The sequence below is a fragment of the Clostridioides sp. ES-S-0049-02 genome, from assembly GCF_020658465.1.
Classification (GTDB): domain Bacteria; phylum Bacillota; class Clostridia; order Peptostreptococcales; family Peptostreptococcaceae; genus Clostridioides.
The window spans coordinates 106,771-133,644 of sequence record NZ_JACVWG010000004.1 but is presented as its reverse complement, the minus strand read 5'-3'; the positions used below and the strand labels follow the sequence as shown (position 1 = coordinate 133,644).

Genomic DNA, 26,874 nt, shown 5'->3' with positions numbered 1-26,874 from the left:
TTTAATCTTCCTCCCCTATCTTTTCTTTTATAAGATTATAAACCGTTTGTTCATCTGCCCCTCTAATTTGATTTCTAAAACTCTCATGCATCAATAAACGTGCCAGTTTTGATAAAATCTTTAAATGAAGATTATTTTCATTATCTTTTGTTACTGATATTAAAAATATCAAGTCTACTTTTTCACCTTCTTCTGTCCATTCAATAGGAACATCAAGCTTTCCAATTGTAATACAAGAATCTTTGACCCCTATACTTTGACTATGAGGTAGACCTATACCATGCCCAATATATGTTGATAATGTTTCCTCTCTCTTTAAAACATCTTCTAAAAATTGATTTTTATCTCTTAAATACCCCTCTTTTGATACTACATCCACTAATGATGTAATAGCTTCTTCTTTTGAATCTGCTTTCATTTTGAATGAGCATTTTACATTGACTAATTTACTCATACAGTGACCTCCTCCTCATATTTATGAATTAAACCTTCTGCTTCTTCTTTTGTCCTTGCACTTTCTAACATACTAATAAAATTAGTCTTATAAACCATTTTAGTTAAATTAATTATTGCTGGAATTTGCTCTTTCTTATCTCTACTTGCTAAACAAAATATAACTTTAACCTTTTTATCACCAAAACTAATTGGCTCTTTACATATTAGTAAACTTATTGAACTTACTTTAACTAATGAACTGTCATTTCCATGCAATAAAGCAAACTCTTCATCTTTTACAGCATAGAAACCTACATTATTTAAAATATCTATAATATTCTCAGCATATTGTGTTGATACAAAATCACAATTAGCAAGTATATTTGAACTAATTTTAACAGCATCTTCCCACTTAACTTCTCTATCAATTATACTGATAGTATCAGCACCTATTAAATCACTTAATTTAAGCTGTCTAGATAATATTCTCTCATCACTATATCCAAGCTCCTGCCATATGATACTCAATACTCTTTTTTGAGCATCTTCTTCTAAGAAATCCAGCCTTTTTTTGATTGATATATAGTTAGTCAAGACATTCTTTCTTTTTATTCCTTTTTCTTCGAGTTTTAAATAATCGTTTTCCTGCAAAAATGGATTAATCTCAATAACTACTTTAGGCAAAGTTACAACTATCTTTGATGTTGTTATAATAAAATCGATATTTTCCCATTCCTTATAATCTTGTAATTTATATGCTGGAATACTATCCACTATATTTATTTGATAATCATTTATTAGAGTATCTTTTAACATAGCAATTACACCATATCCAAATCCACAAACTAATAATATGTTTTTATAATTGTTTCTCTCATTTCTTTGTACACTTCCTAAAAAGTGTATTGCTAAAAGTATTATTTCATTTTCATTTTTTATTTGATTTAACATCCTATTTTTTTGTATAGAAACCTTAGTAGCTTCAAGTACATATTGATACTTATCTGGTATTACATGAAATAGTTCTTCATAAATCTGTATGTTTTGCTTGATTCTTTCTATTAATGGGGCAATATGATTAAGCAATCCTTTATAAAGAATCATATCTTCTTTAAAATCAACACTCAATATTTCTGACATATTGTAAATTAAATCTTGAACTATTATTTCTGTACTAATCAAATCCATATCTTCATTTAAACTTGCATATTTATTTGTAAAAAACACAAAACTTTTTAGCAATAAAATTTGTTCTTTAGTCAATTTTTTTTGAATGATTTGTTCAAATTCTTGGTCAAATTTATTTTCAAAATATGGTTCACTTAATGAGGAAGATTCCAAAGGATGTTTTTCATCTGAATGTATGTACCATGTAAAAAGAAAAATATTTGAAACATACCATGTGAAAGATTCATCATTTAAAATCCAATCCATTTTGGAAAGTAAATCTATTGACCAATTATATATATTATTCAAGGAAATCCCCTTGAATATTTGTTCAATAATTTTCACTAAGTACTGCTCAAACACACTTAAATCAGACTTTTCTTTACCAAATAGGTAAGAATATAATTTTAATATACTTAGTCTTTGTTTATATATAGTGTTTTCATCTCCACTTATTTTGAAAGTCTTATCATATGTAATAGTTATTTGGTTTCTTTCTAATTCACTTGATAGAACATTAAGGTCGTTTTTAATTGAACTTCTAGAAACCTGGAATTCTTTGCTCAACTTTTCTAAATTTAGCTTATCTATTTTAAACATTGATATAATCTTCATAATAGATACTCTCTCAGTTAAAGAAAATACATATTCATTATTATCTATATATACTACTTGGAAATTCTTAGGAATAATTAGTACACCTTTATTTATTTTTTGTATTAATGGTTTATTTAATGACTGTAAAACTATATTTAAATTATTTATGTCATATCTAACTTTTCTTTCTTCTATACTTAATTGTTGGCTAATTTCCTTATAACTTGTCTTCTCTTTTCCTTTTAGAAAATTCATAATGAGTAACATTCTTCCACTTATCATATTTTCCCTCCTTTCAAAATAATTAGAGTTATTAATACTGCAAATTTTATGTTATTCTGTATATTTAAGTTTTTTTATGTCTAAAAATAGTAACTATCTTTCTATATTCAGAATAATACAATAAAGCTTTAACTACAACTTACAATATTTGAAAATTGTTTTTACAAAATCTGTAGACGTATTTTTATTAAAAAATATAATATTTATATTTAAAACTTTATATCACCTACTAATTACAATATATTTTAACATTACATAGTATTTTCAACGCTTTACTAATAACTGCTATATATCTGTAACTATATGGGTAACAACAAAATAGTTAAAAGTTTTACTTAAAAGTAAAACTATATCTGTAGATTTAAACATACAAATAAAAAAAGCAAGCTATATATTTAAATTATATAACTTGCCTAAATATTTAATTTTATAAACCTAATCATTAGGTATTGTTAAATTTTTTACTTTATCACCATTATATGCGAATTCTTCAAATTCATGTATTGATAATGGTTTAGAAAAAACATAACCTTGAATATAATCACATCCAATACTTTTTAAGAAATATACTTGTTCAACTTCTTCAATACCTTCAGCAATTACTTTCATACCAAGTCTCCTGCTAAGTTCAATAATAGATTCCACAACAACTTTACCACGTTCTATATTATTTTTACTAACAAAAAATGAACGATCTAATTTAATTATATCGACTTTAAACTCCTTTAATATCCCTAATGATGAATATCCAAATCCAAAATCATCTATAGAACATTTAAAGCCTTTACTGTGGATATCATCTATTACACAAATTGCTTCTGGATTTTCTAAAAAAATAGATTCTGTAAGTTCTAAGTCTATTAAAGATGTAGGTACATTATATTTAATACATATCATCTCATATTTTTCTAAGAATGATTTATCCTTTAAATGTTGTCTTGATACATTAACAGAAATTATTAATAATTCCTTACATTCTTTTATCCATTTAGAAATCAATTTACATGTTTCTTCAAGAACATATAGGTCTAACTCACATATAAATCCACTTTTTTCAAAAATGGGAACAAAATCACTAGGATAAATTATCCCCTTCTCTGGGCTATTCCAACGAACAAGAGATTCTGCACCACTAACCTTTCCAGTTTTTATATCAATCTTTGGTTGTAAGCATATAAAAAATTCTTTATCATCAAGAGCTTTTTCCATTAAATTTGACAATTCCTTTTCAAATATCAATCGTTTTTTTTCTATATCACTATAAAAATTAAAATCACTTTTATGTGCTTTATTAAAACTTTTTCTTGCTGTATTCACATGGTCTTGTATTGTAATTAAATCTTCGTCATGATTTTCAATTGCGTAAATACCTACTGATATTCTTAAAAAGTATGGGTTTTCTTTTCCTTTGTTAAAATAATTAATCTCATCTTCTATTTTATACAGTAATTCTAAAACTTCTAATACTGGTCTATTCTTCATAAATAGATAGAACAGGTCTGCATCATGCCGACATACAAACTCCTCATCATTAGCAATATTTTTTTCTAAAACATTATAAATATATTTAAGTGTATTATTTCCTTTTTCACTACCAAAACAGTCATTTATTAGCTTAAAATCCTTTATATTTATTGCTATCATCATATAAGTATTATCAGGAGATTTTGAAATTAAAGGTTTTATTAACATACTAAATTTTGTTGAATTAATACCATTTGTTATATTATCTAAATAAGCAATATCTTCAATTTGTTTTATGTATTTTCTTCTAATAGTATATAAAATCCATGTTATAATTCCAATAATAAAAATAATTATAAAGGTCATTATTATTGTAAAAATGTTTAATTTATTCAATTCACCTAAAACAGCTTCTTCAGGCACTATAAGAATGAAATACCAATCATTTAAATCTTTTGTTACTGGATGATACGTTAGCAGACACTTTACATTTTTTGACGAAGTTATTGTAATTTCTCCTGATTCTTCATTCTTAAAGTCATCCATTATTTTGGGAACCCAATGCTCATTTGTAGCACCTTTATATTTATGACTAAGGTCCTTTATCAACTCACTATTTTTACCTATAAAGAGAGGTTTCCCCTTAGTATTAACAATTTCAATAGTTCCTTCTCCGTTAAAACTGTCAATACCAAGAATATTATTCACACTTTCTTTTTGAGAAACACCTACTAAAATACTAGATACCTCATGTTTATAATCAAATATAGGTACACTGTAGAGTACAACATCTATTGACTCTATAAGTTCTGTGTATTCCTTTCCCTCTATCCCCTTTTTATATGAAATAGTATTCTTTAAATCCGCTTCTTTTCCACTTAAAAACTTTGTTTTACCTTTTAAATCTATTATTCCAATATCAGAATATTTATAACTAGTTTTTCTTTTTGCTAAGTAATCATATCGACTATCACCTTCATATTGTTTAATAAAATCTGCCATTAGCCTTAAATCAGATAAAATAAACTTAATTTGATTATCAACATTTGTTACAACTTGTGTAGATACATCATTTAGATAGTTTTTAGTTTGCTTATTAGATATGTTGTACAGTTTTACAGTAGTAAAAACAGTAATTACAAGAATTGAAATAATAAGTGCACATAAAACCACAGACAAAACCATATTATTTTTTTCGTACCTTGATAATTTCATTTTTTGTCCTCCAAACTATAAGTCCATTTTTAGCATAAATACTAACTCTACAAATTTCATTACCAAAAAACTATTCACACTATATTATAATATTCTACTTATCAATATTCAACAAAACTCCTTTATATTTCAATAATAATTCATTAATAAGCATTTTATTGATTTTATTTATGTAATATTTTTCCTTAAACTGCTGTAGAATATTGTTTAAAAACAAATTCCATAATCTAAGTTTATGTTTCTATTTATTCAAGACTAACAAATTCTATATACTTATATCAAAAAAGCTATCCCATATTTTAAGATAGCTCTTTATTTTAATGAGACACTTAATATCTCTAATATCTCATAACTAAATATATTATTAAACCTTCACTTATTTTCTTTAATAACACAACAAGGATTCCCATAAGCTATAGTATTAGATGGAATTGACTTTGTTACAACACTACCTGCACCAATAGTTACATTGTCTCCTATTGTTACTCCTGGTAAAATAATACTCCCTCCACCAATCCAAACATCATTACCAATTTTCACTGGTGCAGTTATAGTTTTGCAAAAACTAAATCCATCCTCAGTTCTTTCCTCAAATCTATCTTTAGCATTAGTTGGATGAAATGCTGTATATATTTGTACATTAGGAGCAATCAATGCATTGTCACCTATTATGATTTCATTATCATCTAAAAATGTACAATTCATATTTACTTAGCAATTATTACCAAAATAAATATTATTTCCATAATCAGCATAAAAAGGTGCAGTAATCCATATATTTTTTCCCTTTCCACCTAAGAGTTCTGTTAAGATACGTTCCTTGTTAATACTATCATCTGATTTCAAACTATTATACTCTTTTGTTAAATCCTTGGCTTTGTGCCATTGACATAATAATTCTTTATCTCCACAGTCATACAATTCTCCTGCCAACATCTTTTCACGTTCTGTCATCCCAACCTCCTAAAATATATTAGTATATTAACTAAAAATAATATTTGTTATTAATATTGTTCCATATTTATATTGTAATATAAAAAATTAAATACTCAATGAAACTATCTTATTGAATATTTAATTTACTTACATCTTGCAAATACAAAGTTAGTATATAATTATAGGTTCTACTTAAATCAAATCTATACTATAGATATTTTCATTATTCATTGAATCAAAAATGCTAAATTTAAAATCTACTTTTTTCAATAAATTATTTGAAGCCAGATTATCTGATAAAGCACTTGCTAATACTTGTATAAACTTTTGTTCATTATTTCGGTAAGACATAAAAGAATCAATATAGCTTTCTTGAAATCTTCTGATTTTATATCTTTCAGTTGGCATATGCAGTCTCTTTTTATAATGATTTTTTTTAACAAGTGTGTAGTTACTATATCTTCAATACACCAAGCATAACACAAACCATATTTGTATGACAATTCATAATTATATTATTTATTTAGTCATTTTTAAATAATTGATATGAATTTGTATCATATGAATTTAAAAATCATTATTTGATAGAATCGCTGTAACTCTTTTTTTATTTAACTTATCAAAATAAATAGAGATTATAGCAAGTGTACTACCTAAATAATGAATGTAATACATCTGGTAACCATCCAATAATATTTGAAGCACCTGCTAATATCAAAAATACTAATTCTATCTTTCTTAAATAGAAAGAACAGTTATAGCAAAATGATATTACATAAAGCTCTAGCAGTAAAGTAAATAGGGTGAAAAATGAAATTGAAGTTAACAAAATATATACTAGTTGTAATTGATTATGTGCAACTCCAAATGAAATACTAAAAGCATAATACAAAATGATACCTAGAATTGTTAGAAAATTTGTTTTTTGTTCTACTGTATCTATATCACGAAATATGTATGAACCAATGACTGGAACGATAATTAAAAGCATTGTTAAGTCTGAACCTATCAATATAGGTGCCTTGAAATATGAGTCATATTGATAAATACCTGTACCATACATCTCAATAACCTGCCCATATAGGTTTATTGCTTCATATTTATTATCTATAGAAAATGAAAATATTCCACAAACTGTAATGATTAGCAATAATATGAATATAATGGTTGGTGAAATATTTAGCCAGGTCATTTGTTTTTTCTTTATCATTTAATTTCCTCCCTAAGGTAAAGTGTTTAAAGACTCTAAATGTTATTAGTTAGTATAACTGATAAATCTCTTGTATAAATCTATAGTAATAAGTTACCATTTACACTATAGCAACTTATTACTATAATATAAATAGTAGATTTCACATGAAAGGAGTATCTTATGCAAATTAAAAACATGATTAGAAATTTTAGTGGTGAAAGAAATAATGAAGTTCGTGGTATTTTTGCAAGCATATTTATTTTACAAAACCGATTACAAACTATTTTTGATAAAGCTGATGAACATCTTACTTTAAAACAATTTATGCTTCTTACAATGGTAAAGCATGCTGATGAAAAAACTACTTTTACTTATCTTGGGAAACTCTTAGGGTCTTCACGTCAAAATATAAAAAAACTAGCTGTTTCTCTTGAAAACAAAGGTTTTATAACTATTGAACATGAACCCAATAATAAAAGAAATACTTCTATTGTACTAACAAAAAAAGCAGATGAATATTCACAAAAAGTACAGGAACTCCATACTGAGAAATTAAACAATATATTTCAGGATTATTCAAATGAAGAAATCAGCCTGTTTTATCAAATGATTACAAAACTATATACAGGAGTTGAAAGAGAAGAAAAATACTATGAGTAAAATAATTATTTATAGCACAAAATTTAACTCAACTAATATGTATTATGACTTTGAATTTTAGGCATTCCATTGAAAACATAAATATAGTCCAAAAGAATATTTACACAGCACGATATGTATTAAAACAAGTAAAAAATAGACCGAAAAAGAGCTAGAAATACCCTATTTAAAGGCTTTCTAGCTCATTATTAATTATTCCCATTCTATTGTTCCAGGTGGTTTAGAAGTTATATCATAAACTACTCTATTTACTCCATCAACTTCATTAATTATTCTATTAGAAATTTTTTCTAACACATCATAAGGCATCTTATACCAGTCAGAAGTCATTCCATCAGAAGAAGTAACTGCTCTTAAACCAACTAAATAAGCATATGTTCTTTCATCTCCCATAACTCCAACAGTCTTAACATCTGGTAATGTTGCAAAAGCTTGCCATATTTCTCTATATAAACCAGCTTTTCTAAGCTCGTCCATATAAACAGCATCTGCTTCTCTTAATATATCACATTTTTCTTTAGTTACATCACCTATAACTCTTATTCCAAGACCTGGCCCTGGGAAAGGATGTCTAAATATTAATCCTTCTTCTATACCAAGTTCTAATCCTATTTTTCTAACTTCATCCTTAAATAGTTCTCTTAATGGCTCAACTATTTCTTGGAAATCCACATCTTCAGGAATTCCACCAACATTATGGTGAGATTTTATAGTAGCAGCACCATTTCCATGTCCACTTTCTATAACATCTGGATAAATTGTTCCTTGAACTAAGAAATCCATTTTTCCTAATTTATTTGATTCTTCTTCAAATACTCTTATAAATTCTTCACCAATTATCTTTCTCTTAGCTTCTGGCTCAGAAATTCCTTTTAGTTTAGATAAGAATCTATCTTCTGCATTAACTCTTATTAAATTTATATCGAATTTCTCTCTAAATATTCTTTCTACATCGTCACCTTCATTTTTTCTAAGTAAACCATGGTCAACAAATATACAAGTCAAGTTATCTCCAATTGCTCTATGAATAAGAACTGCAGCAACAGAAGAGTCAACACCTCCACTTAAAGCACATAAAGCTTTTTTGTCACCTATTTTTTCTTTTAATTCTTTTATTTTATCTTCTATGAATGAATCTGTAGTCCAGTCACCTTTTACTTCACATACATTGTATAAGAAATTTTTAAGTATCTTATCTCCCTCTAAACAATGTTCTACTTCTGGATGGAATTGAACTCCATATAGTTTTTGTTCTACATTTTCCATAGCCGCTACTGGACAATCTTTAGTATTTGCAACTATAGTAAATCCTTCTGGAGCCTTTTCTATTAAATCAGTATGACTCATCCAAACACTATTTGTAGTAATCCCTTCAAATAATGATGATTTTCCATAAGTTATAGATGTTTTTCCATATTCTTTTTCTTGTTTATTGCCTTTTCTTACAACTCCACCTAATACATGAGACATTATTTGAACTCCATAACATATACCAAGTATTGGTACTCCTAGTTCAAATATTTCTTTTGATATTGTTGGAGAATCTTCTAAGTATGCACTATTTGGCCCACCTGTAAATATTATCCCTTTAGGATTTTTTGCTTTTATTCTTTCTATGCTTGCAGTACATGGAAGTATTTCACAATATACGTTGTTTTCTCTAACTCTTCTAGCTATTAACTGATTATATTGACCTCCAAAATCTATTACAAGTACTAATTCATGTTTCATAAATTTCCATCTCTCCTTGTATAATATAGTTTTTATATATATTTATTTTAACACAATACAGTCTAAATTATATTAAATCTTTTTACACAAAAAACCTGTATAGTAACTTCCATAATTTCTAGCAAAAGTGAAATTACTATACAGGCTTCCAAAATGCCCCTTATCTTATAGCCAACATATAGGGAGTATAACTCAGCCTACACATTTACTTAACTAGGTCTTTTGGTATAATAATTTCACTCATAGTCAAGATATTTACGGTATCTTGGTAGAGACTCTCAGACCATATCTCTGAGCATATACGAGTGAGTTTATATTTTATATATTTTTTTCTGTTTGCTTTTATTTATTAAAGCTGAGTATTAATTTATCAAAATTTATTACTTATGTCAATAAGTTTTCACTAAATTCTTCTTTTATTCTAAAATTTATATCAGCAAACACTTTTTTTATAGGAATATCTTCATTTTTTGCTATAGTTTTACATTCATCATATTCTGGAGTAGCTTTAACTAATTTATCTTTGTAATACCCTAGTTTTATTGTAACTAATCCATATTTTGTGTCTAATTTTACAAACTTTCTATCTAAAATTTCTCTGTTGTAAGCATTATATCGTACTCCAAAAGTGCTAGTTTCTAAAAGCAATATTTCAATAAATTTTTCTAAATCTACTTTATTGCATAAAATCGATATTTTTGTTGCAGGTCTATTCTTTTTCATATAAATGCTTTCTGTATAAATATCTAACGCTTTCTCGTCTAATATTTTTTCATACAAATAAGAATATACTTCTGAAGACATATCATCAATATTTGCACTAATTTCATAAATTAATTCTTCTTTTTTTTTTCTCCTAATACTGTTCTTAACATATTAGGTACTTCAAATTTCTTATGACCTATTCCATATCCAATTTTTATTGGAGAAAACTCAAAATCCTCTACAAATTCATCACACAGAACTTTTATTATTGCAGCTCCTGTTGGAGTCGTACATTCTCCTTTTACATTATTTAATTTGATTGGTACACCTTTTAATATTTCCATAGTTGCAGGTGCAGGTACAGGCATGACTCCATGGTCACATTTTACAAATCCTGAACCAACAGATACTGTACTAGAATAAATCTTATCTATACAAAGTAAATCAACTAATATAGATGCTCCTACGATATCTACAATTGAATCTATAGCTCCTACCTCATGGAAGTGTATCTTATCTATTGTAGTTCCATGAACCTTTGCTTCTGCTTCTCCAATTACCATAAATATTTTTTTAGCATTAGCTTTTACATTTTCATTTAAATCACTTTCATCTATAATTTCAAATATATCCACTAAATTCCTGTGCATATGTGTTTCTTTCGTAATTACTTTTACTGTTATACCTGATATTCCACTTTCATTTTTTGAGCTTATATTTATATTAAATTCATCGCTCATTTTTAGTTTATGAATTTCCTCCAAAAAAATTTCCTCAGGTACACCTAAATTTAATAAGCTTGCAAGGGTCATATCCCCTGATATACCACTTACTATATCAAAATAAAGTATTTTTTCACTCATATATTTCTCCTCAGTTTTAATAATGAAAAATCTAATAAACATTAGATTAACATCGTATAATTTATGTTTAATTTATATCAATATACCTATTATAATTTATTTATCATAGCTGCCAAATATCCTGCTCCAAAACCATTATCAATATTTACAACAGATATTCCAGATGCACAACTATTTAACATAGCCAATAATGCTGCTAATCCTCCAAAATTGGCTCCATATCCAACAGATGTTGGTACAGCTATTACTGGAACATCAACTAGACCTCCAATTACACTTGCAAGTGCACCTTCCATTCCTGCAACAGCTACTACTACTCTAGCACTATCTATTTTGTGTCTCTTATTTAAAAGCCTATGTATACCAGCCACTCCAACATCATATATTCTATCAACATCATTACCTAAAAATTTAGCTGTATAATATGCTTCATCTGCTACTGGTATATCAGAAGTTCCTCCTGTTGCAATTACAATTTTGCCTTTTCCAAGATTCTCTATAGCATGATTTTGAATTTTAAGAATTTTAGATAATTCTTCGTATTCAGCATGACTATAAATTTCTTTAACTTTTAAAAATGTTTCTTTTCTACATCTTGTCCCCAATATATTAGAACCTTTTTGATTCATTTTATCAATAATTCCTAAAATATGTTCATCACTTTTACCTTCACAATAAATTACTTCTGGATATCCATTTCTTAATTCTCTATGATGGTCTATATTGGCATATCCAAGGTCTTCATAGGGTAAATCTTTTAATTGTTCTAATGCAACATCTATATCAATGTTTTCATTTTTAACCTGTTCAAGCAATTTTCTTAAGTCCATATTATCGCATCCTTTTAAACTTTGATTTATTCTCTATCAACAATTATACCTTAATTAATATATATCTAACATCATAACCTAAAAAATAACAATACAACTTCAAAGATATTATTATAATCCAGATACTAATTATCCAGATATATATATTAAAATTGTAAATACACAAAAAAATTAAATATATACAAAAGAACTATTTCAACTTAGATACTAAAATCTAAGTCAAAATAGTTCTATATCTTAAAATTTATATTTTTAAATATTTTAAGATTACATCATTCCTGGCATACCGCCACCCATTCCTGGCATTCCTACATCTTCTTTTTCAGGAAGGTCAGCAACAGCAGCTTCAGTAGTTAAGAAAGTACTTGCTATTGATGCAGCATTTTGTAGAGCACTTCTACTAACTTTAGTTGGGTCAACTATACCAGCTTCTATCATATTTACATATTTTTCATTTAAAGCATCAAATCCAGTTTCTGCTTCAGCGTTAACAACATTTTGTACAATTACAGCACCTTCAAGACCAGCATTTATAGCTATTTGTCTTAATGGTTCTTCTAATGCTTTTTTAACTATTTGAGCACCTAGTTTAACTTCTCCAGTTAAACTCTCAACTAGTGTTCCTATTGCTGGTATAACACTAACAAAAGCAGTTCCTCCACCAGCTACTATTCCTTCTTCTACAGCAGCTCTAGTTGCATTAAGAGCATCTTCTATTCTTAATTTTCTTTCTTTTAACTCAACCTCTGTAGCAGCACCAACTTTTACAACAGCTACTCCACCAGCAAGTTTAGCTAATCTTTCCATTAATTTTTCTCTATCAAAATCTGAAGTAGTTTGCTCTACTTGATGTTTGATTTGATTTACTCTATCTTCTATAGCTTTTTTATCTCCAGAACCATCTACTATTGTAGTATTTTCTTTAGTTACTTTAACAGATGAAGCTCTACCTAACATAGATAAATCAGCTTCTTTTAAATCATATCCTAATTCTTCTGATATTACTTGACCACCTGTAAGTATAGCTATATCTTGAAGCATTTCTTTTCTTCTATCTCCAAATCCTGGAGCTTTAACTGCTACTACATCAAATGTTCCTCTTAATTTATTAACAACTAATGTAGATAATGCTTCACCTTCTACATCTTCAGCAATTATTAGTAGCTTTTTACCTTGTTGAACTATTTGTTCAAGAACTGGTAATAGCTCTTGTATGTTAGATATTTTTTTATCAGTAATTAATATATATGGGTCATTTAAAACTGCTTCCATCTTGTCTACATCTGTAACCATATATGCAGAAACAAATCCTCTGTCAAATTGCATACCTTCAACAGCATCCAATTCAGTATTCATAGTTTGAGATTCTTCAACAGTTATAACTCCATCTTTACCTACTATTTCCATAGCTTCTGCTATTAATTTTCCAACTTCTTCATCACCAGCAGATATAGAAGCAACTTGAGATATAGCTTCTTGTGTTTCTACTATTCTTGATTGATTTTTTAATTCTTCTACTGCTACTGTTACTGCTTTTTGTATTCCTTTTCTTAAAAGTATTGGGTTAGCACCTGCTGTTACATTTTTTAAACCTTCTCTGATTATAGCTTGTGCTAAAACTGTAGCAGTTGTAGTACCATCTCCAGCTACATCATTAGTTTTAGTTGCTACTTCTTTAACCAACTGAGCACCCATATTTTCAAATCTATCTTCTAATTCTATTTCTTTTGCTATAGTTACACCATCATTAGTTATAAGTGGAGAACCAAATTTTTTATCTAATATAACATTTCTTCCTTTAGGTCCTAATGTTACTTTTACTGTATCTGCTAATTTATTTACACCAGCTTCTAAAGCTCTTCTTGTTTCCTCTGAAAATTTAATTTCTTTAGCCATTTTAAACCCCTCCTAATAAATTTATTCTATATTTATTCAATAACAGCTAATACATCACTTTGTCTTAGTATTGTATACTCTTGTCCTTCTATTTTAACTTCTGTTCCAGAATATTTTTGGAATATAACCTTGTCTCCAACTGCTAATTCCATTTTTACTTCTTTTCCTTCAACTATCCCACCTGGTCCAACTTCTACAACTTCAGCTATTTGAGGTTGCTCTTTAGCTGCTCCTGGTAAAACTATTCCACTTGCAGTTTTTTCTTCTGCTTCCACTTTTTTAATTACTACTCTGTCAGCTAATGGTCTTATTTTCATTATTCACGCCTCCTAAAATATTAAGTATAGACTAGTTTGCCTATGTTTTTAGTTATTTTTAAATTAATACTACTTTTATATGTAGATTTATATATATACTTTTTATTTATTATCACTCTATCTACTAGAGTGCTAACAATTATTATAATATACCAATCACACATAATTTTCAATACCTTTTTTAATAATTTTTTATAATATTGGTGAAAACAATCTGGCTACAGATTCTTTAATTTTTTGTACAATATTTCTGTTCTTAAATACCTCTAAATTAAGTTCTTCACAATGACTTAAATCTTCATAGAAATCATCTGTCATTACTTTAATAACATCTTCATCATAGATAAAAGCATTTACTTCAAAATTAAGCATGAAACTTCTTAGGTCCATATTTGCTGTACCTGCAGAAGCAATTTTATCATCTATTATTACGACTTTGGAATGTATAAATCCTTTTTTATACAAATAAACTTTACCACCTGCTCTTAATATTTCTTCAAAATATGAATAAGATGCTATATTAACTATTTTGTGGTCTGCAATTTTAGGAAATATTATTCTTACATCTACACCACTAAGCGCAGCACTTTTTATAGCTTTCAGCAGACTCTCATCTGGAATAAAATATGGAGTCTCTATATAAACACTTTGTTTAGCTTGACATATAGCAGAAAAATAAGCATAATGAATGTCTTCCCAATCACTATCTGGTCCACTAGCTACAACTTGTATCATACTCTCACCTATATTTCCGACACTTGGAAAGTAATTTTTAGTAACTAAAACCTCTTTTGTTGTATAGTACCAATCAATCAAAAATGTCATTTGAAGCATATATACAGAAATTCCTTTAATTCTAATATGAGTATCTCTCCAATACCCAAACTTCTCATTTTTTCCTAAATATTCATCTCCTATATTTATTCCACCTGTATATCCAATTATTCCATCAATAACAACAATTTTTCTATGATTCCTATAGTTTAACTTTCCTCCTATTATAGGGAATTTTGTAGGTAAAAAAGCTGCTATTTCTATACCTACTTCTCTCATTTCTCGGAAAAATTTTCTATTAAACCAAAATCTCCAACACCCTACATCATCATATAAAATTCTTATTTTAATACCTTCCTTAGCTTTTTTTATAAGCTCTTCTTTTAACACCCTACCTATTTCACTGTCTTTGATTATAAAGTACTCTAAATGAATATGGTCTTTAGCTTCTCTTATATCTTCTATAAGTCTCTTGAATTTTTCATTTCCATCTACAAAAACATCTACTTTATTGTTCTTAGTAAATGGAAACATCCCAGTCTTTAGTAGCATACTTATGACTCTTTTTCTATAGCTACCATCTTCCTCATCTCTTAAAAGCTTATTTTGCCTTATAGATTCTTTTTCTAGTTCAACAATTTCTGTTATCTTTTCTAATGTATCAAAAAGTTTCTTTTCTTTTATATTATTAGCTAGTTTTTGAGTTTTAAATAATTTTCGTTTTCTAATATTTCTACCCGAAATAGCATATATAATTAACCCTATCCCAGGAAATATGATAAACATCAATAACCAAGACATGGTTTTTGCAGGATCTCTATTTTCAAGTAATATAATTACAGAAATTATGGCTCCAGCTAGATATGATATAATTAAATAGAACAGAAATATTGTGCCTATCACTCCCATAATTCCTTCCCCCTTAAGTCTATTTTCCTATACCCAACTCTCTTGCATAGTAAAATAGATATTGTTGTGCAAACCCAGACATTTCTCCAAATTTATCAATCCCATAAGTTCTCATTTTAGGTAAACTCATATCTTCATTTATGTAGAACTCTTGCATAACTCTCTTAACCCACACATCAACTGGAAAAGAATCATATTTTTGCATACCAAATAACGCAATACAATCACATACCTTTGGACCTACTCCATTAAATTTTAAAAGCTCTTTTCTACAATCATCTGTACTTAAATTTACATATTCAGATACCTTATAATTATTTTCTATAACTGCCTGTGTAGTACTCTTTATGTACTTGTCTCTAAAACCTGTTTGACATGCTCTTATTTCCTCTTGTGAGGCTTTATTTAACTCTTCTGGTGTTGGAAATGCATAGTATTCTTTACCTTCATACTCACCTATGTATTTACCAAAACTTTTTGATAAGTTTTCTATAGCTCTTTGTATCATAGGAATTCTATTATTAGAAGAAATTATGAATGATATAAGCATTTCCCATCCATCTTGTCTCAAAATTCTTATTCCCCATCCAAATTCAGTAGCTTTATTTAAATATTCATCCATACTTTTTAGATTGTTTTTTATTTCTGTATAATCAGTCCCTAAATCAAAGTAATTATACCAAATGCTATTAAACTCCTCTAAATTTGTATTATTTAAATATACTTTATCATCTTCTTTTTTTACATTTAATATTCTACCTTTTGCAACTCCTGTGTATGAGCCATCTTCTTGCTTATGCCATCTAAAACATTGACCACACTCAAATATATGTTTTGGATCAAAATCTGTTACTCCTTCTAGTATAACTACATTATTCTTTTCATAAACATTCATATAAAAAATCTCCTTAATATTTATATTTTTATTTTATTTATCTACTTAAATACTTAACTGTGATATGTGCATTTTTCTTATTTTAACACAAAGATAAGTAATTTCAAAATTTATAATGTTATTATTATGTAAAATAATATTTTACTTTAAATTTTCACTATAAATAAAAAATGAACTCCAATAAGCTTATACCCATCTACACTTATTAGAATTCATTTTTTATTTATATTATCAGTTATTAATAACATATTATTTTGATTAAGTAAATTGATATTATAATCAATACTTCTATTCTATATAAATATTTTTATCAAAACTATCGCTGATATAACTTGTATTGTTCCTACAAATAGACCATATAAAGAAACTGCTTTACCTTGTCTTACTAAGTCTTTTACATTAACTTTTAATCCAATTGCTGCTAGTGCTATTATTTCAAATTTATTACTTATTTCTTTGCACAATACAGATACTTCTTTTGGTATAATATTAATTGAAAAAAGTGCACAAGTTATGAAAAAACCAATTACATACCATGGTATATTTATTTTTTTCTTTTTTATTTCATCTTTTTCTTCTTCAATAATTTCACTGTTAGACTTATTTTTCAAATGTCCAAATACTAAAACAACTACAACTAAGAATATTACTCTAACTATTTTGAAAATAGTTGCTAAATCCTTTACATTTTCCCCAACTATAGCTCCACTTGCCACAACTTGACCAATTGATTGTAATGTTCCACCTATCATTGCTGATGTTTTTACAAGCTCATGACTATATAAGAATTGAGATATTATTGGAAGTAAAAACATAAGAAATATACCAGTAACATTGACAATAGTTATTGCTATTCCTTTTTCTTTGTCTGTAGCATTAACTACTGGAACTGTTGCTGCTATAGCAGAAGAACCACATACTGCATTCCCACTTGCCATAAGAAATCTAAAGTTTTCACCAAAACCTAGCTTTTTACCTATATAAAGTGCTGATACTATTGTTATTGTCATTTGTAATATTATAAACAATATGCCTGAAATTTTTAAATCTATTAGAGTAGATATACTAAGGGTTGCTCCTAATAATACTATTGAATATGATAGCAAATCTGTTTCTGAAAATTTATAGCCCCTTTGAAAGACTTTCTGATTTAAAAATAAATTTCCTACAAACATACCTAAAAATATAGAAATTGATGCTGCTCCTACTTTAGGTATTAATGTTGAAATAAATATACTAATATAACCTACTAATACAGATACAACCAACCCAGGTAATATTTCTTTTATATTCTTTAATGTAAAACTGCTTTTATTCTTTAACATAATATACCTACCTTCTAATTAATATAGTTTTCTTTACAATAATAGTATATAATTGTAATAACCATAAGTAAAATAAATATATAATATCGTAATGATTAATAATTTTAATGATTAATGTATATATTACAATTATCTGTAAGTAACTGATAAAAAATACAAAATTTTTATTATGCAAAGGAGATGTAAAAAATTGTTTGAAGAATTAAAAACATTTGTTGCTGTTGTTGAATATAAAAACTTCACCAAAGCTGGTGAATACCTAAATTTATCACAACCAAGTGTAAGTAAACATATTAAAAACTTAGAAAATTACTTTAAGGTTGTACTTATAAATAGATCTATTAAACAGAAAACTATTTTTATTACAGAAAGTGGACAAATATTATATAAAAGAGCCAAGGAAATACTAAATCTTTTAAGTGTTACATATCACGATGTAAATCAGGTTTCAGATGCTATAACTGGGCGTTTAAAGATTGGCGCAAGTTTAACTATTGGAGAATATATTCTTCCTAATTTTCTTGCACTATTTTCTCAAAAGTATCCTGATATAGATGTAGAAATTTTCATAGAAAATACATCCATTGTATCTTCTCATGTTAAGGATTATATTTTAGATATTGGACTTATTGAAGGGACTTGTTCTTCTCCCTCATTTATGCAAGAATATTTTTTTGAAGATAAGATGGTTTTAGCACTTCCGTATAATAGCCCTTTATTAAAAGATTTTAGTTTTGATAAGCTTCAAAATCAAAAATGGATAGTTAGAGAAGATGGTTCTGGAACTAGAGATTATTTAGATATGTTTTTAAGCATTAAGGAAATTATTCCAAAAAGTATGATGGTCTTTGGAAGTAATTATGCTGTCAAAGAATCAGTTAGAAATAATTTAGGAATTACAATAGTATCTAATCTCGTAACAAGCTTACCTGTTTTAAACAACGAACTGTCTGTCATAGAACTTGGAAGCAACTATAACAGACATTTTTCATATATCTTTCCAAAAGATATAACTTTATCAAAAGCAGCAAGTATTTTCATTGAAGAGTTAAAAGTATTTAGTAATTTAAATAGCATAAAAGATTAATATAATTTAAAGCTAACAATAAATTATAAGTTTTTTGAGAATGTTTATAGATTTGTGTAAATATATTTTTTCTTACTCAATATTACTGGAAATTTCTAATTCCAGTAATATTTTTATTCTCAAAATATTAAGTAAGTAATTATTTATAAATTTTTTGTTTCTTTCCTATTCATATTTAATTATTGTTTAAATAAACTTTTCATAAAGAACTGGATAGTATTTTCAATCATGTAACATTATTCAATAACTATATTTTTTAATGTTTCCATTATGTTTTTTTTATATAATCCACCATGACTAAAAACTATTTCCTCTATATCATAGTTACTTAATTTTTTAATAGCTTTTATCAATTCTTGCTTATCACTATGCATTACATCAACTGGTCTAAGTTTACCATCTCTTATATCTAATAAATCTCCAGCAATAAGTACTTTAGATTTTTTTAAATAAAGACATATATGACCCCTAGTATGACCTCCTGTGTGTATAACCTCTACTTCTTCACTTAAATTTAAAACTTCATGATTGTTTAAAGATACATCTACTGTAGTATATGATGACTTAAATCCAAATTTCATAGCATTTAACATATCAAGCATTTTATCATTAAGACTATCTATTTCTTGTTCTAACATGCAAAGTTTAAATGGGGTTTCTTCCCCTGTTATATAGTTGACTTCACTTTTGTATGCATATACCTTTATATCATTTTTAGATTTTTCTCTTAAATATTTTATATTTCCTATATGGTCTATATCATGGTGAGTTATTACTATATTTTTTAATTTATTAAAACTTGTATTACTATTATTAAGAGCATCAATTATTAAATCTCCTTGACCAGGAAGTCCAGTATCAACAAGAGTTACCTCATCTTCTGTATAGATTACTGGAATATATATAACTTTATCTTTGCCTAATATACTTGATGGAATTTCTAAAATATCTAATCCTTTTTTTAAATTCATAATATTTCTCCTTATAAGTATTGAGCTAGAGGTAAATTTAATCAAAAAAATTAAAAAACATAGATTGTCCTCTAGTTACATTATATTTATAAAAAACTATTAAAACCTAGTATATCACTGAAATAGAGAGATTACTCGACTTGATTTTTTTGTTATTTTATGATATAGTATTTAATATAAAAATAAGTAATCCCAATAGTTGTAGCTATTAAAAATATTTTTTAATTCGCATTTGATATATTATAAGATGGATAGTTCTAAAATTAAATTAACATTGAATTTCAAACCACTCTTAGTCATATTTGGGTGTTTTTTATTTTAGATAAAAGATAATTTTTATTTTAGACATCAAATATGTTGTTGGGAATCCTAACATCTGACAGAACCCTACTCCAAAAGCAAGAGGTTTAGAACCAATGATTTTCCAACCTGGAAGCACCTTCATCATAATGAATATATCAATAATAGAAACTGCAAACATACCTACAATTGGTACAAAAAGACTGATTAAACCTGTCAAAGAAACTTTTGCTAAAGAAGGAATAACAGCTGCGAACACAACCAGGTTGATAAAACCTTTGATTTTTCCTTTTTCTAAGATGTCTTTTGGTACAATACCAATACGAGTTACAAGAACACCAACAACAAGACATACAATAGAATAGTTCACATGGATAACCTCTGAAAACTCATATCCTAAATAAGAGAATATAGCTATAAGAAATATACAAATATTTGTAGAATAATATTTATCATATTTCTCACAGAATACTTGTTTTACTTTTGCTTCATGATACTCTACTAAAAGACAGTTTGCTTCCATTTTTATCAATTATGTCTACTAAAAAAGCTGTAGATAAATTTGTTTTGCACAGATTTACTTACAGCCTCAATTTTTTCTAAAAATTTTCTAAAATCTACTTTCAATTACTTTTATCATATAAAAAAAAGTCTGATTTATAGGAGTTGGTATGTTATACTTTCTTCCAAGCTCACAAATATTCTTAGAGAACATATCTACTTCTGTAAGTCTATGAGCCTCTACATCCTGAAGCATTGATGTTCTACCTTCTCTTGAATGTTCTAGTATTCTATGTAATGAATTTTCTACATCATCTTCCGTAAGGCATATACCTTTTACTTGAGCTATATCAACCACTTCTCTCATTGCAGATTTTGCTAACTCTCTTAGATATTCAGAATCTTGAAATACTCCATAAGAAGCGCCAAGTATAGCTGAAGTTTGATTCACCCCAATATTAACCATGTATTTCCACCACATGTCTCGTTGAATATTTTTTGATAATACATATTCTATATTTACACTATCAAAAACTTCAGTTATTATATCTGTTTTTCTATCTTCACTATTATCTTTATTTCCAAATACAATTATTCCATCTGTAGTATGTATAATATTATTTTCTATTTTTTTTGCATCTATATTTGTTACATATGAATATACCATTTTTTCAATTCCAAATCTTTCTCCTATTATCTCTTCACTATTAACTCCATTTAGTAAAGACATTAGTACTGTATCTTTTCCAACTAATCCATCTAACTCTTCTATATTTTCTTTTAGGTTATTATATTTTAAACCTATAATTATAAAATCAGCTTCTTGTTTATATTCATCTTTAGTTATATAATCGAAGTCATATCTTTTTCCATTTATTATAAAACCCTCTTCTAAATATCTTTTTTTTCTTTTTTGGTCACAAAGAATTTTAAAATCATATTTAGAATTTAAAAATTGTTCTGCAAAGGTAGCTCCAACAGCACCAACACCAAAAAATACAACCTTTTTTTGATTTTTCTTTAATTGATTACTCATACCGAAACCCTCCCCAATATATATAATAATTTTTTATCTTATAATTATATTGTACTGCTACCAGCTACTGTTTTGTAAATATATTTTTAACAAAAAACAGCTAGCTTTTTAAATGAAAGCTAGCTGTTTATTATATCTTATTTATATATTTAAATTGATATTTATTTAGTAAAAAAATTTGTATTTACTAAAATAATGTTAAATTTAATTAATTGGTTATTACATTCCTAATTCTTTAAATTCTCTACTTCCAGGTTTAACAACTGGTAATTTTCCTTCTTTACATAAAGGACATTCATCAGCTTCATAAACTTGAATATCAAGTTTTATTGCACTATATATAGGCATACCTATGTCATGATTAGTTCTATCAGCTATACAAGCGACACCTATAACTTCGCCACCTAACGCTTCTAATACTCTTTTTGTTTCCATAGTTGACTTACCAGTAGTAACAACATCTTCAGCAATTATTATCTTTGCACCTTTTTTAACTTCAAATCCTCTTCTTAACTCCATTGTATTATCTTTTCTCTCAGTGAATATAGCTTCTTTTCCTAATTGTCTTCCTAGCTCATAAGAAACTACTACTCCACCCATAGCTGGACCAACTACTAAGTCTATATCTAAATCTTTTATTTGTTCAACAACTGTATTTAATACCTCAGCTGCATACTCTGGAAATCTTAATAGCTTTGCACATTGCACATATCTGTTACTGTGCTTTCCTGAAGATAATAAAAAATGTCCTTCTAATAATGCATCACTTTTCTTTAATATATCTACTACATCTACTTTACTCATATTATTTTTTCCTCCATGTTAAATATTATAAAATTATATTTATTTTAATTTATATTCTTTGCTTTAATTGTACTTATTTGTCATACCTGTAACCTATATAATTCCTCTTATTTCTTCTAAATTCTTTATTCCTTCTCTATCCATAAATTCATTGATTCCATCTATTATCTCAAGCCCAATTTTAGGATTCATGAAATTTGCAGTTCCAACTTGAATACAAGTAGCTCCTGCCATTATAAATTCTATCGCATCTGTAGCTTTAGTTATTCCACCCATTCCCATTACTGGTATATTTACATTTTTACAAACTTCATGTACCATTCTAAGAGCTATAGGCTTTATAGCTGGTCCAGATAATCCAGCATATACATTTTCAAATACTGGCTTTCTATTTTTTATATCAATTGCCATTGCTTTAAAAGTATTAACTAAAGATACTCCATCAGCACCTTCTTCTTCACAAACTTTTGCCATACCCACAATATCTTCAGCATTAGGTGATAATTTTATTACTAGAGGTAGTTTAGTTGCGTTTCTTACCTCACGAACAACTTCTCTTGCCACTTCATTTTTTATACCAAAAGCCATTCCTCCTGCTTTGACATTTGGACAAGATATGTTCAATTCAATAATATCTATAGGTTTATCATTTAACAGCTTAACCCCAAGTAGATAATCTTCTAATGTTCCACCTCCAACATTAGCAATTCTAACTAAATCTAACTCACTGAAGAAAGGAAGTTCACTGTCTATAAATCCTTGAACTCCAGGATTTTCAAGTCCAACACTGTTCATCATACCTGATGGCGTCTCATGAACTCTCATACCATTGTTACCAGGTTTTTTATTTAAAGTAAGACCTTTACTACTTATACCACCAAGTTTTTGTATATCATAAATTTCATTATATTCTCTTCCAAATCCAAAAGTCCCAGACGCCATTATTACTGGATTTTTAAAATCAATATTTCCAAATTTTACGTTTAAATTAGCCATTAAAAATCACGTCCTCTCCCCAAAATACTGGACCGTCTTTGCAAGTTTTTTTATTTCCTTTAGTAGTCTTACATGTACATACTAAACACGCTCCTACTCCACATGCCATATGATTTTCAAGTGACACCATAATCCTTGTTTTAGTACCTTCTACCATTTTAACCAATTTTTCCATCATTGGAGTTGGCCCACATGTTAATATATAGTCATATTTTTCTACATCAATTATGTCTGTTACAAACTTATTTCCTACTGTTGTATATACCTCATTGCAAACTTCTCTATATTCATTTTCTAATATAACATCTTCTCTAAATCCAAGATAAGCATCGCAGTCTTTTATGTTTTTAGCAACTAAATATAATGGTGCTATACCGATTCCACCACCTACTAGAGCTACTTTTCCATCAACTTTACTATATCCATTTCCATAAGGACCCTCTAGTTTTATAGTATCGTTTACTTTTAAATTACTAATAATTTGAGTTCCTTCTCCTACTACTTTATAAAGAAAAGTTATACCTTCTTCATCTATATCATGTATACTTATAGGTCTTGAAAGGACTGGATAAGTATCCCATGCTCTTAGCATATAAAATTGCCCCATCTTACCTTCAAAAGCGCCTTTTACTTTCATTCTATACATATCTTCACCTATGTATATATTTTCTAGAATTTTATACATCCCAAAATCTCCTTTACTTCACTATTATATAATGTAACTACTAACCTTCATTTACACCTAGAAGCTTTATTATTAATGCCATTCTAACGAACATTCCATATTTAGCTTGCTTAAAATAAACAGCTCTATCATCTGTATCTACATCAACATCTATTTCATTTACTCTTGGTAGTGGATGCATTACTAACATACTTTCAGATGCTTTTTCTAATTTAGCTTTATTTAAAATATAATAGTTTTTTAGTCTTTCGTATTCTGATTTATCTTCAAATCTTTCTTGTTGAATTCTAGTCATATATAAAACATCCAAACTTCCTATAACATCATCTAAATTATTAGTTTCATAGTAAGCATGTCCCTTTATAGCTTCTTTTATATAGTCTGGCATTTTTAGTTCTTCAGGTGCTATAAATACAAACTTAGTATTTTTGTATCTCGCCATAGCCTTAACTAAAGAATGTACAGTTCTTCCATATTTTAAATCACCACATAATCCTATTGTGTGATTTTCTAAAGTTCCTTTTAATGATTTTATAGTAAGTAAATCTGTAAGTGTTTGGGTTGGATGCTGATTTCCGCCATCTCCTGCATTTATAAATGGTACTTCTGTAAATTTTGATGCTTCTGTAGCTGCACCTGATTGAGGGTGTCTCATAGCTATTATATCAACATAACTAGATACTATCCTCATCGTATCACCTAAAGTTTCACCCTTTGATGCAGATGATGAATTTGGCTCTGAAAAACCTACGACACGACCTCCTAGTCTGTTCATAGCAGATTCAAAACTTAATCTTGTTCTTGTTGATGGTTCATAAAATAATGTAGCTAATAGTTTACCTTCACATATATGAGAATATTTTGACAGATTGTCAATTATTTTTTGAGCTAATTCTAATATTTCATCTATTTCTTCTATAGAAAAGTCTTCTGGTTGGATTAAATTTCTTGATTTTAACATCTTTCGTCCTCCTTTTTTAGCCTCTCTGAACTAAAATTAAAAGTATTTTTGTACTGTTAGTAGCTTATCACCTTTACCTTATCCTGTCAAGGTATTGCGCAAATAATCATTATCTGGAAAGAATACTATTTAATAGTAATATTAATATAAGTCCACATCAAAATTTAAGATAATACAAAAACACTCTATATTGCATTTAACATATAATCATTTTATATTTCCTGATTAAATTAAATATAATATAGAGCATTTGTATTTATGTATTTATCAATTTGTTATAGTACAAATCGATTATAAGATTCTTTTTGCTGTAACAAATCTCGCTGTATAGTATGCTGAATTTATACTAGTTACACGGACTGTTTTTCCTGTTGATGGTGAATGTATCATATTACCTCCACCTACATATATACCAACATGACTAACAGAACCAGAACCATTAGTTGTAAAGAATACTAAGTCTCCTGGCTGTAAATTTGCCTTACTTACAGTTTGTCCATAATTAGATTGTGCCTTAGATGTTCTTGGTATCTTCTTTCCTACTGCATTTCTGTATACATATTGTGTGAATCCTGAACAGTCAAAAGTATTTGGCCCTTCTGCTCCCCAAACATATGGGCAACCTTGCTTAGAATAAGCCAAATTAAGTACAGCTTGAACTGCATTAGAGTTAGCTGTTGGCACATTTGAATTATTATTTTGTTGATTATTATTTGTGTTGTTTTGTTGAGTGTTATTTGTGTTTGTAGAATCTCCATTTTGAGTAACATTTTGGTCTACTTGCGGTTCTTCTATTACTGGAGCTTTATCAGTTACATAAGATGATTTTACATATCCTTCTGTTTCTCCATCTTTAACTTTCAACCAATCTCCATTTTCCTCTAAAACCAATAAAGAGCTTCCTTTTTCTAGCTCTCCAATTACTTCTGAATTTTCACTTTTATCTTTTCTTAAGTTTACTTTATCAGCGTTAGTATATCCTACCCCTTCAGATATATCTACATATCTAGTAGCTAACCAACCTTCGCCATCTTCAACTTTAACTTTAACCCATTCTCCTTGAATTCCTAGAACTGTAAATTCGTCTCCAGAATAAGCTATATTTTGAACTTGACCTTCTTCTCTTATCTTTATAGCTACTCCATCTTTTATTCTTGCAACTTTATATTTTACTTCTTTATATTCGCCTAAATTTAATTCAGTATTTGTTTTATCATCTTTATTTTGAGATGAATCATTTATTTCATCTGCATTTACAATTGAACTTACTGATAATGCCATAACTGATGCAAATACTGGTATTAATATCTTTTTCTTCACGATAAACCTCCTAAAATTTT

Annotated in this window: 22 protein-coding genes, 2 pseudogenes and 1 riboswitch; of the genes and pseudogenes, 2 read left to right on the top strand and 22 right to left on the bottom strand. The window is 27.7% G+C overall.

Annotated elements, in window-relative coordinates:
- Position 1 precedes the first annotated feature (1 nt).
- The 6 genes and pseudogenes from IC213_RS11865 to IC213_RS11840 form a co-directional block, all read right to left on the bottom strand.
- The gene (locus tag IC213_RS11865; RefSeq protein ID WP_227863101.1) at positions 2 to 454 is read right to left on the bottom strand and encodes a PTS sugar transporter subunit IIA; all 453 of its coding nucleotides are present in this window, start codon (positions 452 to 454) and stop codon (positions 2 to 4) included.
- Positions 451 to 2,481 carry a BglG family transcription antiterminator gene (locus IC213_RS11860; protein WP_227824849.1) on the bottom strand — a complete coding sequence of 677 codons (2,031 nt, stop codon included), beginning with the start codon at positions 2,479 to 2,481 and terminating at the stop codon, positions 451 to 453. The genes IC213_RS11865 and IC213_RS11860 overlap by 4 nt, the downstream gene beginning before the upstream one ends.
- A gap of 435 nt (positions 2,482 to 2,916) precedes the next feature.
- Complete coding sequence (locus tag IC213_RS11855) at positions 2,917 to 5,160, bottom strand: EAL domain-containing protein (protein ID WP_227863100.1); 2,244 nt, start codon at positions 5,158 to 5,160, stop codon at positions 2,917 to 2,919.
- 372 nt (positions 5,161 to 5,532) lie between these two features.
- Positions 5,533 to 6,114, bottom strand: a pseudogene (locus IC213_RS11850) (sugar O-acetyltransferase).
- 174 nt (positions 6,115 to 6,288) lie between these two features.
- On the bottom strand, positions 6,289 to 6,504 hold the full coding sequence (locus IC213_RS11845; RefSeq protein WP_227434624.1) for a hypothetical protein: 216 nt from the start codon (positions 6,502 to 6,504) through the stop codon (positions 6,289 to 6,291).
- Positions 6,505 to 6,745: 241 nt separating this feature from the next.
- Positions 6,746 to 7,306, bottom strand: a complete 561-nt coding sequence (locus IC213_RS11840; RefSeq protein WP_227434623.1) for a hypothetical protein — start codon at positions 7,304 to 7,306, stop codon at positions 6,746 to 6,748.
- A 162-nt stretch (positions 7,307 to 7,468) separates the two neighbouring features.
- On the opposite strand from IC213_RS11840, the gene IC213_RS11835 reads away from it, so the two are divergent.
- The gene (locus IC213_RS11835; RefSeq protein ID WP_227434622.1) at positions 7,469 to 7,948 is read left to right on the top strand and encodes a MarR family winged helix-turn-helix transcriptional regulator; all 480 of its coding nucleotides are present in this window, start codon (positions 7,469 to 7,471) and stop codon (positions 7,946 to 7,948) included.
- Positions 7,949 to 8,140: 192 nt separating this feature from the next.
- Here the strand turns inward: IC213_RS11835 and guaA are convergent, their stop codons facing one another.
- From guaA to IC213_RS11795, 8 genes and pseudogenes are all read right to left on the bottom strand, one after another.
- Positions 8,141 to 9,679: a glutamine-hydrolyzing GMP synthase gene (gene guaA, locus IC213_RS11830; RefSeq protein WP_227434621.1), complete on the bottom strand. Its 1,539-nt coding sequence runs from the start codon at positions 9,677 to 9,679 to the stop codon at positions 8,141 to 8,143.
- A 223-nt stretch (positions 9,680 to 9,902) separates the two neighbouring features.
- A riboswitch (purine riboswitch) is annotated at positions 9,903 to 10,004 on the bottom strand.
- Between the two features lie 59 nt (positions 10,005 to 10,063).
- A pseudogene (larC, locus tag IC213_RS11825) lies at positions 10,064 to 11,196 on the bottom strand (nickel pincer cofactor biosynthesis protein LarC).
- A gap of 140 nt (positions 11,197 to 11,336) precedes the next feature.
- Positions 11,337 to 12,077: a nickel pincer cofactor biosynthesis protein LarB gene (larB, locus tag IC213_RS11820; protein ID WP_227824852.1), complete on the bottom strand. Its 741-nt coding sequence runs from the start codon at positions 12,075 to 12,077 to the stop codon at positions 11,337 to 11,339.
- Between the two features lie 267 nt (positions 12,078 to 12,344).
- Positions 12,345 to 13,973 (bottom strand): chaperonin GroEL, encoded by a 1,629-nt coding sequence (gene groL / locus IC213_RS11815; RefSeq protein ID WP_227434619.1) that lies wholly within the window; start codon positions 13,971 to 13,973, stop codon positions 12,345 to 12,347.
- Positions 13,974 to 14,005: 32 nt separating this feature from the next.
- Entirely contained in the window at positions 14,006 to 14,290 is a 285-nt protein-coding gene (gene groES, locus IC213_RS11810; protein ID WP_227434618.1) for a co-chaperone GroES, read from the bottom strand.
- Positions 14,291 to 14,482: 192 nt separating this feature from the next.
- A complete protein-coding gene (gene cls / locus IC213_RS11805; protein WP_227434617.1) occupies positions 14,483 to 15,973 on the bottom strand; it encodes a cardiolipin synthase in 1,491 nt (496 codons plus the stop codon).
- Positions 15,974 to 15,992: 19 nt separating this feature from the next.
- A complete protein-coding gene (locus IC213_RS11800) occupies positions 15,993 to 16,868 on the bottom strand; it encodes a DNA-3-methyladenine glycosylase family protein (RefSeq protein WP_227834951.1) in 876 nt (291 codons plus the stop codon).
- Positions 16,869 to 17,161: 293 nt separating this feature from the next.
- On the bottom strand, positions 17,162 to 18,193 hold the full coding sequence (locus tag IC213_RS11795; protein ID WP_227434615.1) for a YeiH family protein: 1,032 nt from the start codon (positions 18,191 to 18,193) through the stop codon (positions 17,162 to 17,164).
- 190 nt (positions 18,194 to 18,383) lie between these two features.
- Here IC213_RS11795 and IC213_RS11790 point away from each other — a divergent pair, with 190 nt between their 5' ends.
- Positions 18,384 to 19,280 carry a LysR family transcriptional regulator gene (locus IC213_RS11790; RefSeq protein ID WP_227483533.1) on the top strand — a complete coding sequence of 299 codons (897 nt, stop codon included), beginning with the start codon at positions 18,384 to 18,386 and terminating at the stop codon, positions 19,278 to 19,280.
- A 236-nt stretch (positions 19,281 to 19,516) separates the two neighbouring features.
- Here IC213_RS11790 and IC213_RS11785 read toward each other — a convergent pair whose 3' ends face one another.
- The 8 genes from IC213_RS11785 to IC213_RS11750 form a co-directional block, all read right to left on the bottom strand.
- The gene (locus IC213_RS11785) at positions 19,517 to 20,251 is read right to left on the bottom strand and encodes an MBL fold metallo-hydrolase (protein WP_227831435.1); all 735 of its coding nucleotides are present in this window, start codon (positions 20,249 to 20,251) and stop codon (positions 19,517 to 19,519) included.
- A 313-nt stretch (positions 20,252 to 20,564) separates the two neighbouring features.
- On the bottom strand, positions 20,565 to 21,074 hold the full coding sequence (locus IC213_RS11780) for a hypothetical protein (RefSeq protein WP_227863099.1): 510 nt from the start codon (positions 21,072 to 21,074) through the stop codon (positions 20,565 to 20,567).
- An 87-nt stretch (positions 21,075 to 21,161) separates the two neighbouring features.
- Positions 21,162 to 22,088: a ketopantoate reductase family protein gene (locus IC213_RS11775; RefSeq protein ID WP_227831437.1), complete on the bottom strand. Its 927-nt coding sequence runs from the start codon at positions 22,086 to 22,088 to the stop codon at positions 21,162 to 21,164.
- Positions 22,089 to 22,307: 219 nt separating this feature from the next.
- Complete coding sequence (gene pyrE, locus IC213_RS11770) at positions 22,308 to 22,892, bottom strand: orotate phosphoribosyltransferase (protein ID WP_227434610.1); 585 nt, start codon at positions 22,890 to 22,892, stop codon at positions 22,308 to 22,310.
- A gap of 93 nt (positions 22,893 to 22,985) precedes the next feature.
- Positions 22,986 to 23,888 carry a dihydroorotate dehydrogenase gene (locus tag IC213_RS11765; RefSeq protein WP_227434609.1) on the bottom strand — a complete coding sequence of 301 codons (903 nt, stop codon included), beginning with the start codon at positions 23,886 to 23,888 and terminating at the stop codon, positions 22,986 to 22,988.
- The gene (locus tag IC213_RS11760; RefSeq protein WP_227434608.1) at positions 23,881 to 24,573 is read right to left on the bottom strand and encodes a dihydroorotate dehydrogenase electron transfer subunit; all 693 of its coding nucleotides are present in this window, start codon (positions 24,571 to 24,573) and stop codon (positions 23,881 to 23,883) included. The genes IC213_RS11765 and IC213_RS11760 overlap by 8 nt, the downstream gene beginning before the upstream one ends.
- A gap of 40 nt (positions 24,574 to 24,613) precedes the next feature.
- The gene (gene pyrB / locus IC213_RS11755; protein WP_227824859.1) at positions 24,614 to 25,534 is read right to left on the bottom strand and encodes an aspartate carbamoyltransferase; all 921 of its coding nucleotides are present in this window, start codon (positions 25,532 to 25,534) and stop codon (positions 24,614 to 24,616) included.
- A 291-nt stretch (positions 25,535 to 25,825) separates the two neighbouring features.
- Complete coding sequence (locus IC213_RS11750) at positions 25,826 to 26,854, bottom strand: NlpC/P60 family protein (RefSeq protein ID WP_227483535.1); 1,029 nt, start codon at positions 26,852 to 26,854, stop codon at positions 25,826 to 25,828.
- Positions 26,855 to 26,874 lie beyond the last annotated feature (20 nt).

Excerpts from the sequence above, each read along its gene's own strand:
- IC213_RS11865 (WP_227863101.1), bottom strand. The coding sequence starts at position 454 with ATGAGTAAATTAGTCAATGTAAAATGCTCATTCAAAATGAAAGCAGAT.
- IC213_RS11860 (WP_227824849.1), bottom strand. The coding sequence starts at position 2,481 with ATGATAAGTGGAAGAATGTTACTCATTATGAATTTTCTAAAAGGAAAA.
- IC213_RS11855 (WP_227863100.1), bottom strand. The coding sequence starts at position 5,160 with ATGAAATTATCAAGGTACGAAAAAAATAATATGGTTTTGTCTGTGGTT.
- IC213_RS11845 (WP_227434624.1), bottom strand. The coding sequence starts at position 6,504 with ATGCCAACTGAAAGATATAAAATCAGAAGATTTCAAGAAAGCTATATT.
- IC213_RS11840 (WP_227434623.1), bottom strand. The coding sequence starts at position 7,306 with ATGATAAAGAAAAAACAAATGACCTGGCTAAATATTTCACCAACCATT.
- IC213_RS11835 (WP_227434622.1), top strand. The coding sequence starts at position 7,469 with ATGCAAATTAAAAACATGATTAGAAATTTTAGTGGTGAAAGAAATAAT.
- guaA (WP_227434621.1), bottom strand. The coding sequence starts at position 9,679 with ATGAAACATGAATTAGTACTTGTAATAGATTTTGGAGGTCAATATAAT.
- larB (WP_227824852.1), bottom strand. The coding sequence starts at position 12,077 with ATGGACTTAAGAAAATTGCTTGAACAGGTTAAAAATGAAAACATTGAT.
- groL (WP_227434619.1), bottom strand. The coding sequence starts at position 13,973 with ATGGCTAAAGAAATTAAATTTTCAGAGGAAACAAGAAGAGCTTTAGAA.
- groES (WP_227434618.1), bottom strand. The coding sequence starts at position 14,290 with ATGAAAATAAGACCATTAGCTGACAGAGTAGTAATTAAAAAAGTGGAA.
- cls (WP_227434617.1), bottom strand. The coding sequence starts at position 15,973 with ATGGGAGTGATAGGCACAATATTTCTGTTCTATTTAATTATATCATAT.
- IC213_RS11800 (WP_227834951.1), bottom strand. The coding sequence starts at position 16,868 with ATGAATGTTTATGAAAAGAATAATGTAGTTATACTAGAAGGAGTAACA.
- IC213_RS11795 (WP_227434615.1), bottom strand. The coding sequence starts at position 18,193 with ATGTTAAAGAATAAAAGCAGTTTTACATTAAAGAATATAAAAGAAATA.
- IC213_RS11785 (WP_227831435.1), bottom strand. The coding sequence starts at position 20,251 with ATGAATTTAAAAAAAGGATTAGATATTTTAGAAATTCCATCAAGTATA.
- IC213_RS11780 (WP_227863099.1), bottom strand. The coding sequence starts at position 21,074 with ATGGAAGCAAACTGTCTTTTAGTAGAGTATCATGAAGCAAAAGTAAAA.
- IC213_RS11775 (WP_227831437.1), bottom strand. The coding sequence starts at position 22,088 with ATGAGTAATCAATTAAAGAAAAATCAAAAAAAGGTTGTATTTTTTGGT.
- pyrE (WP_227434610.1), bottom strand. The coding sequence starts at position 22,892 with ATGAGTAAAGTAGATGTAGTAGATATATTAAAGAAAAGTGATGCATTA.
- IC213_RS11765 (WP_227434609.1), bottom strand. The coding sequence starts at position 23,888 with ATGGCTAATTTAAACGTAAAATTTGGAAATATTGATTTTAAAAATCCA.
- IC213_RS11760 (WP_227434608.1), bottom strand. The coding sequence starts at position 24,573 with ATGTATAAAATTCTAGAAAATATATACATAGGTGAAGATATGTATAGA.
- pyrB (WP_227824859.1), bottom strand. The coding sequence starts at position 25,534 with ATGTTAAAATCAAGAAATTTAATCCAACCAGAAGACTTTTCTATAGAA.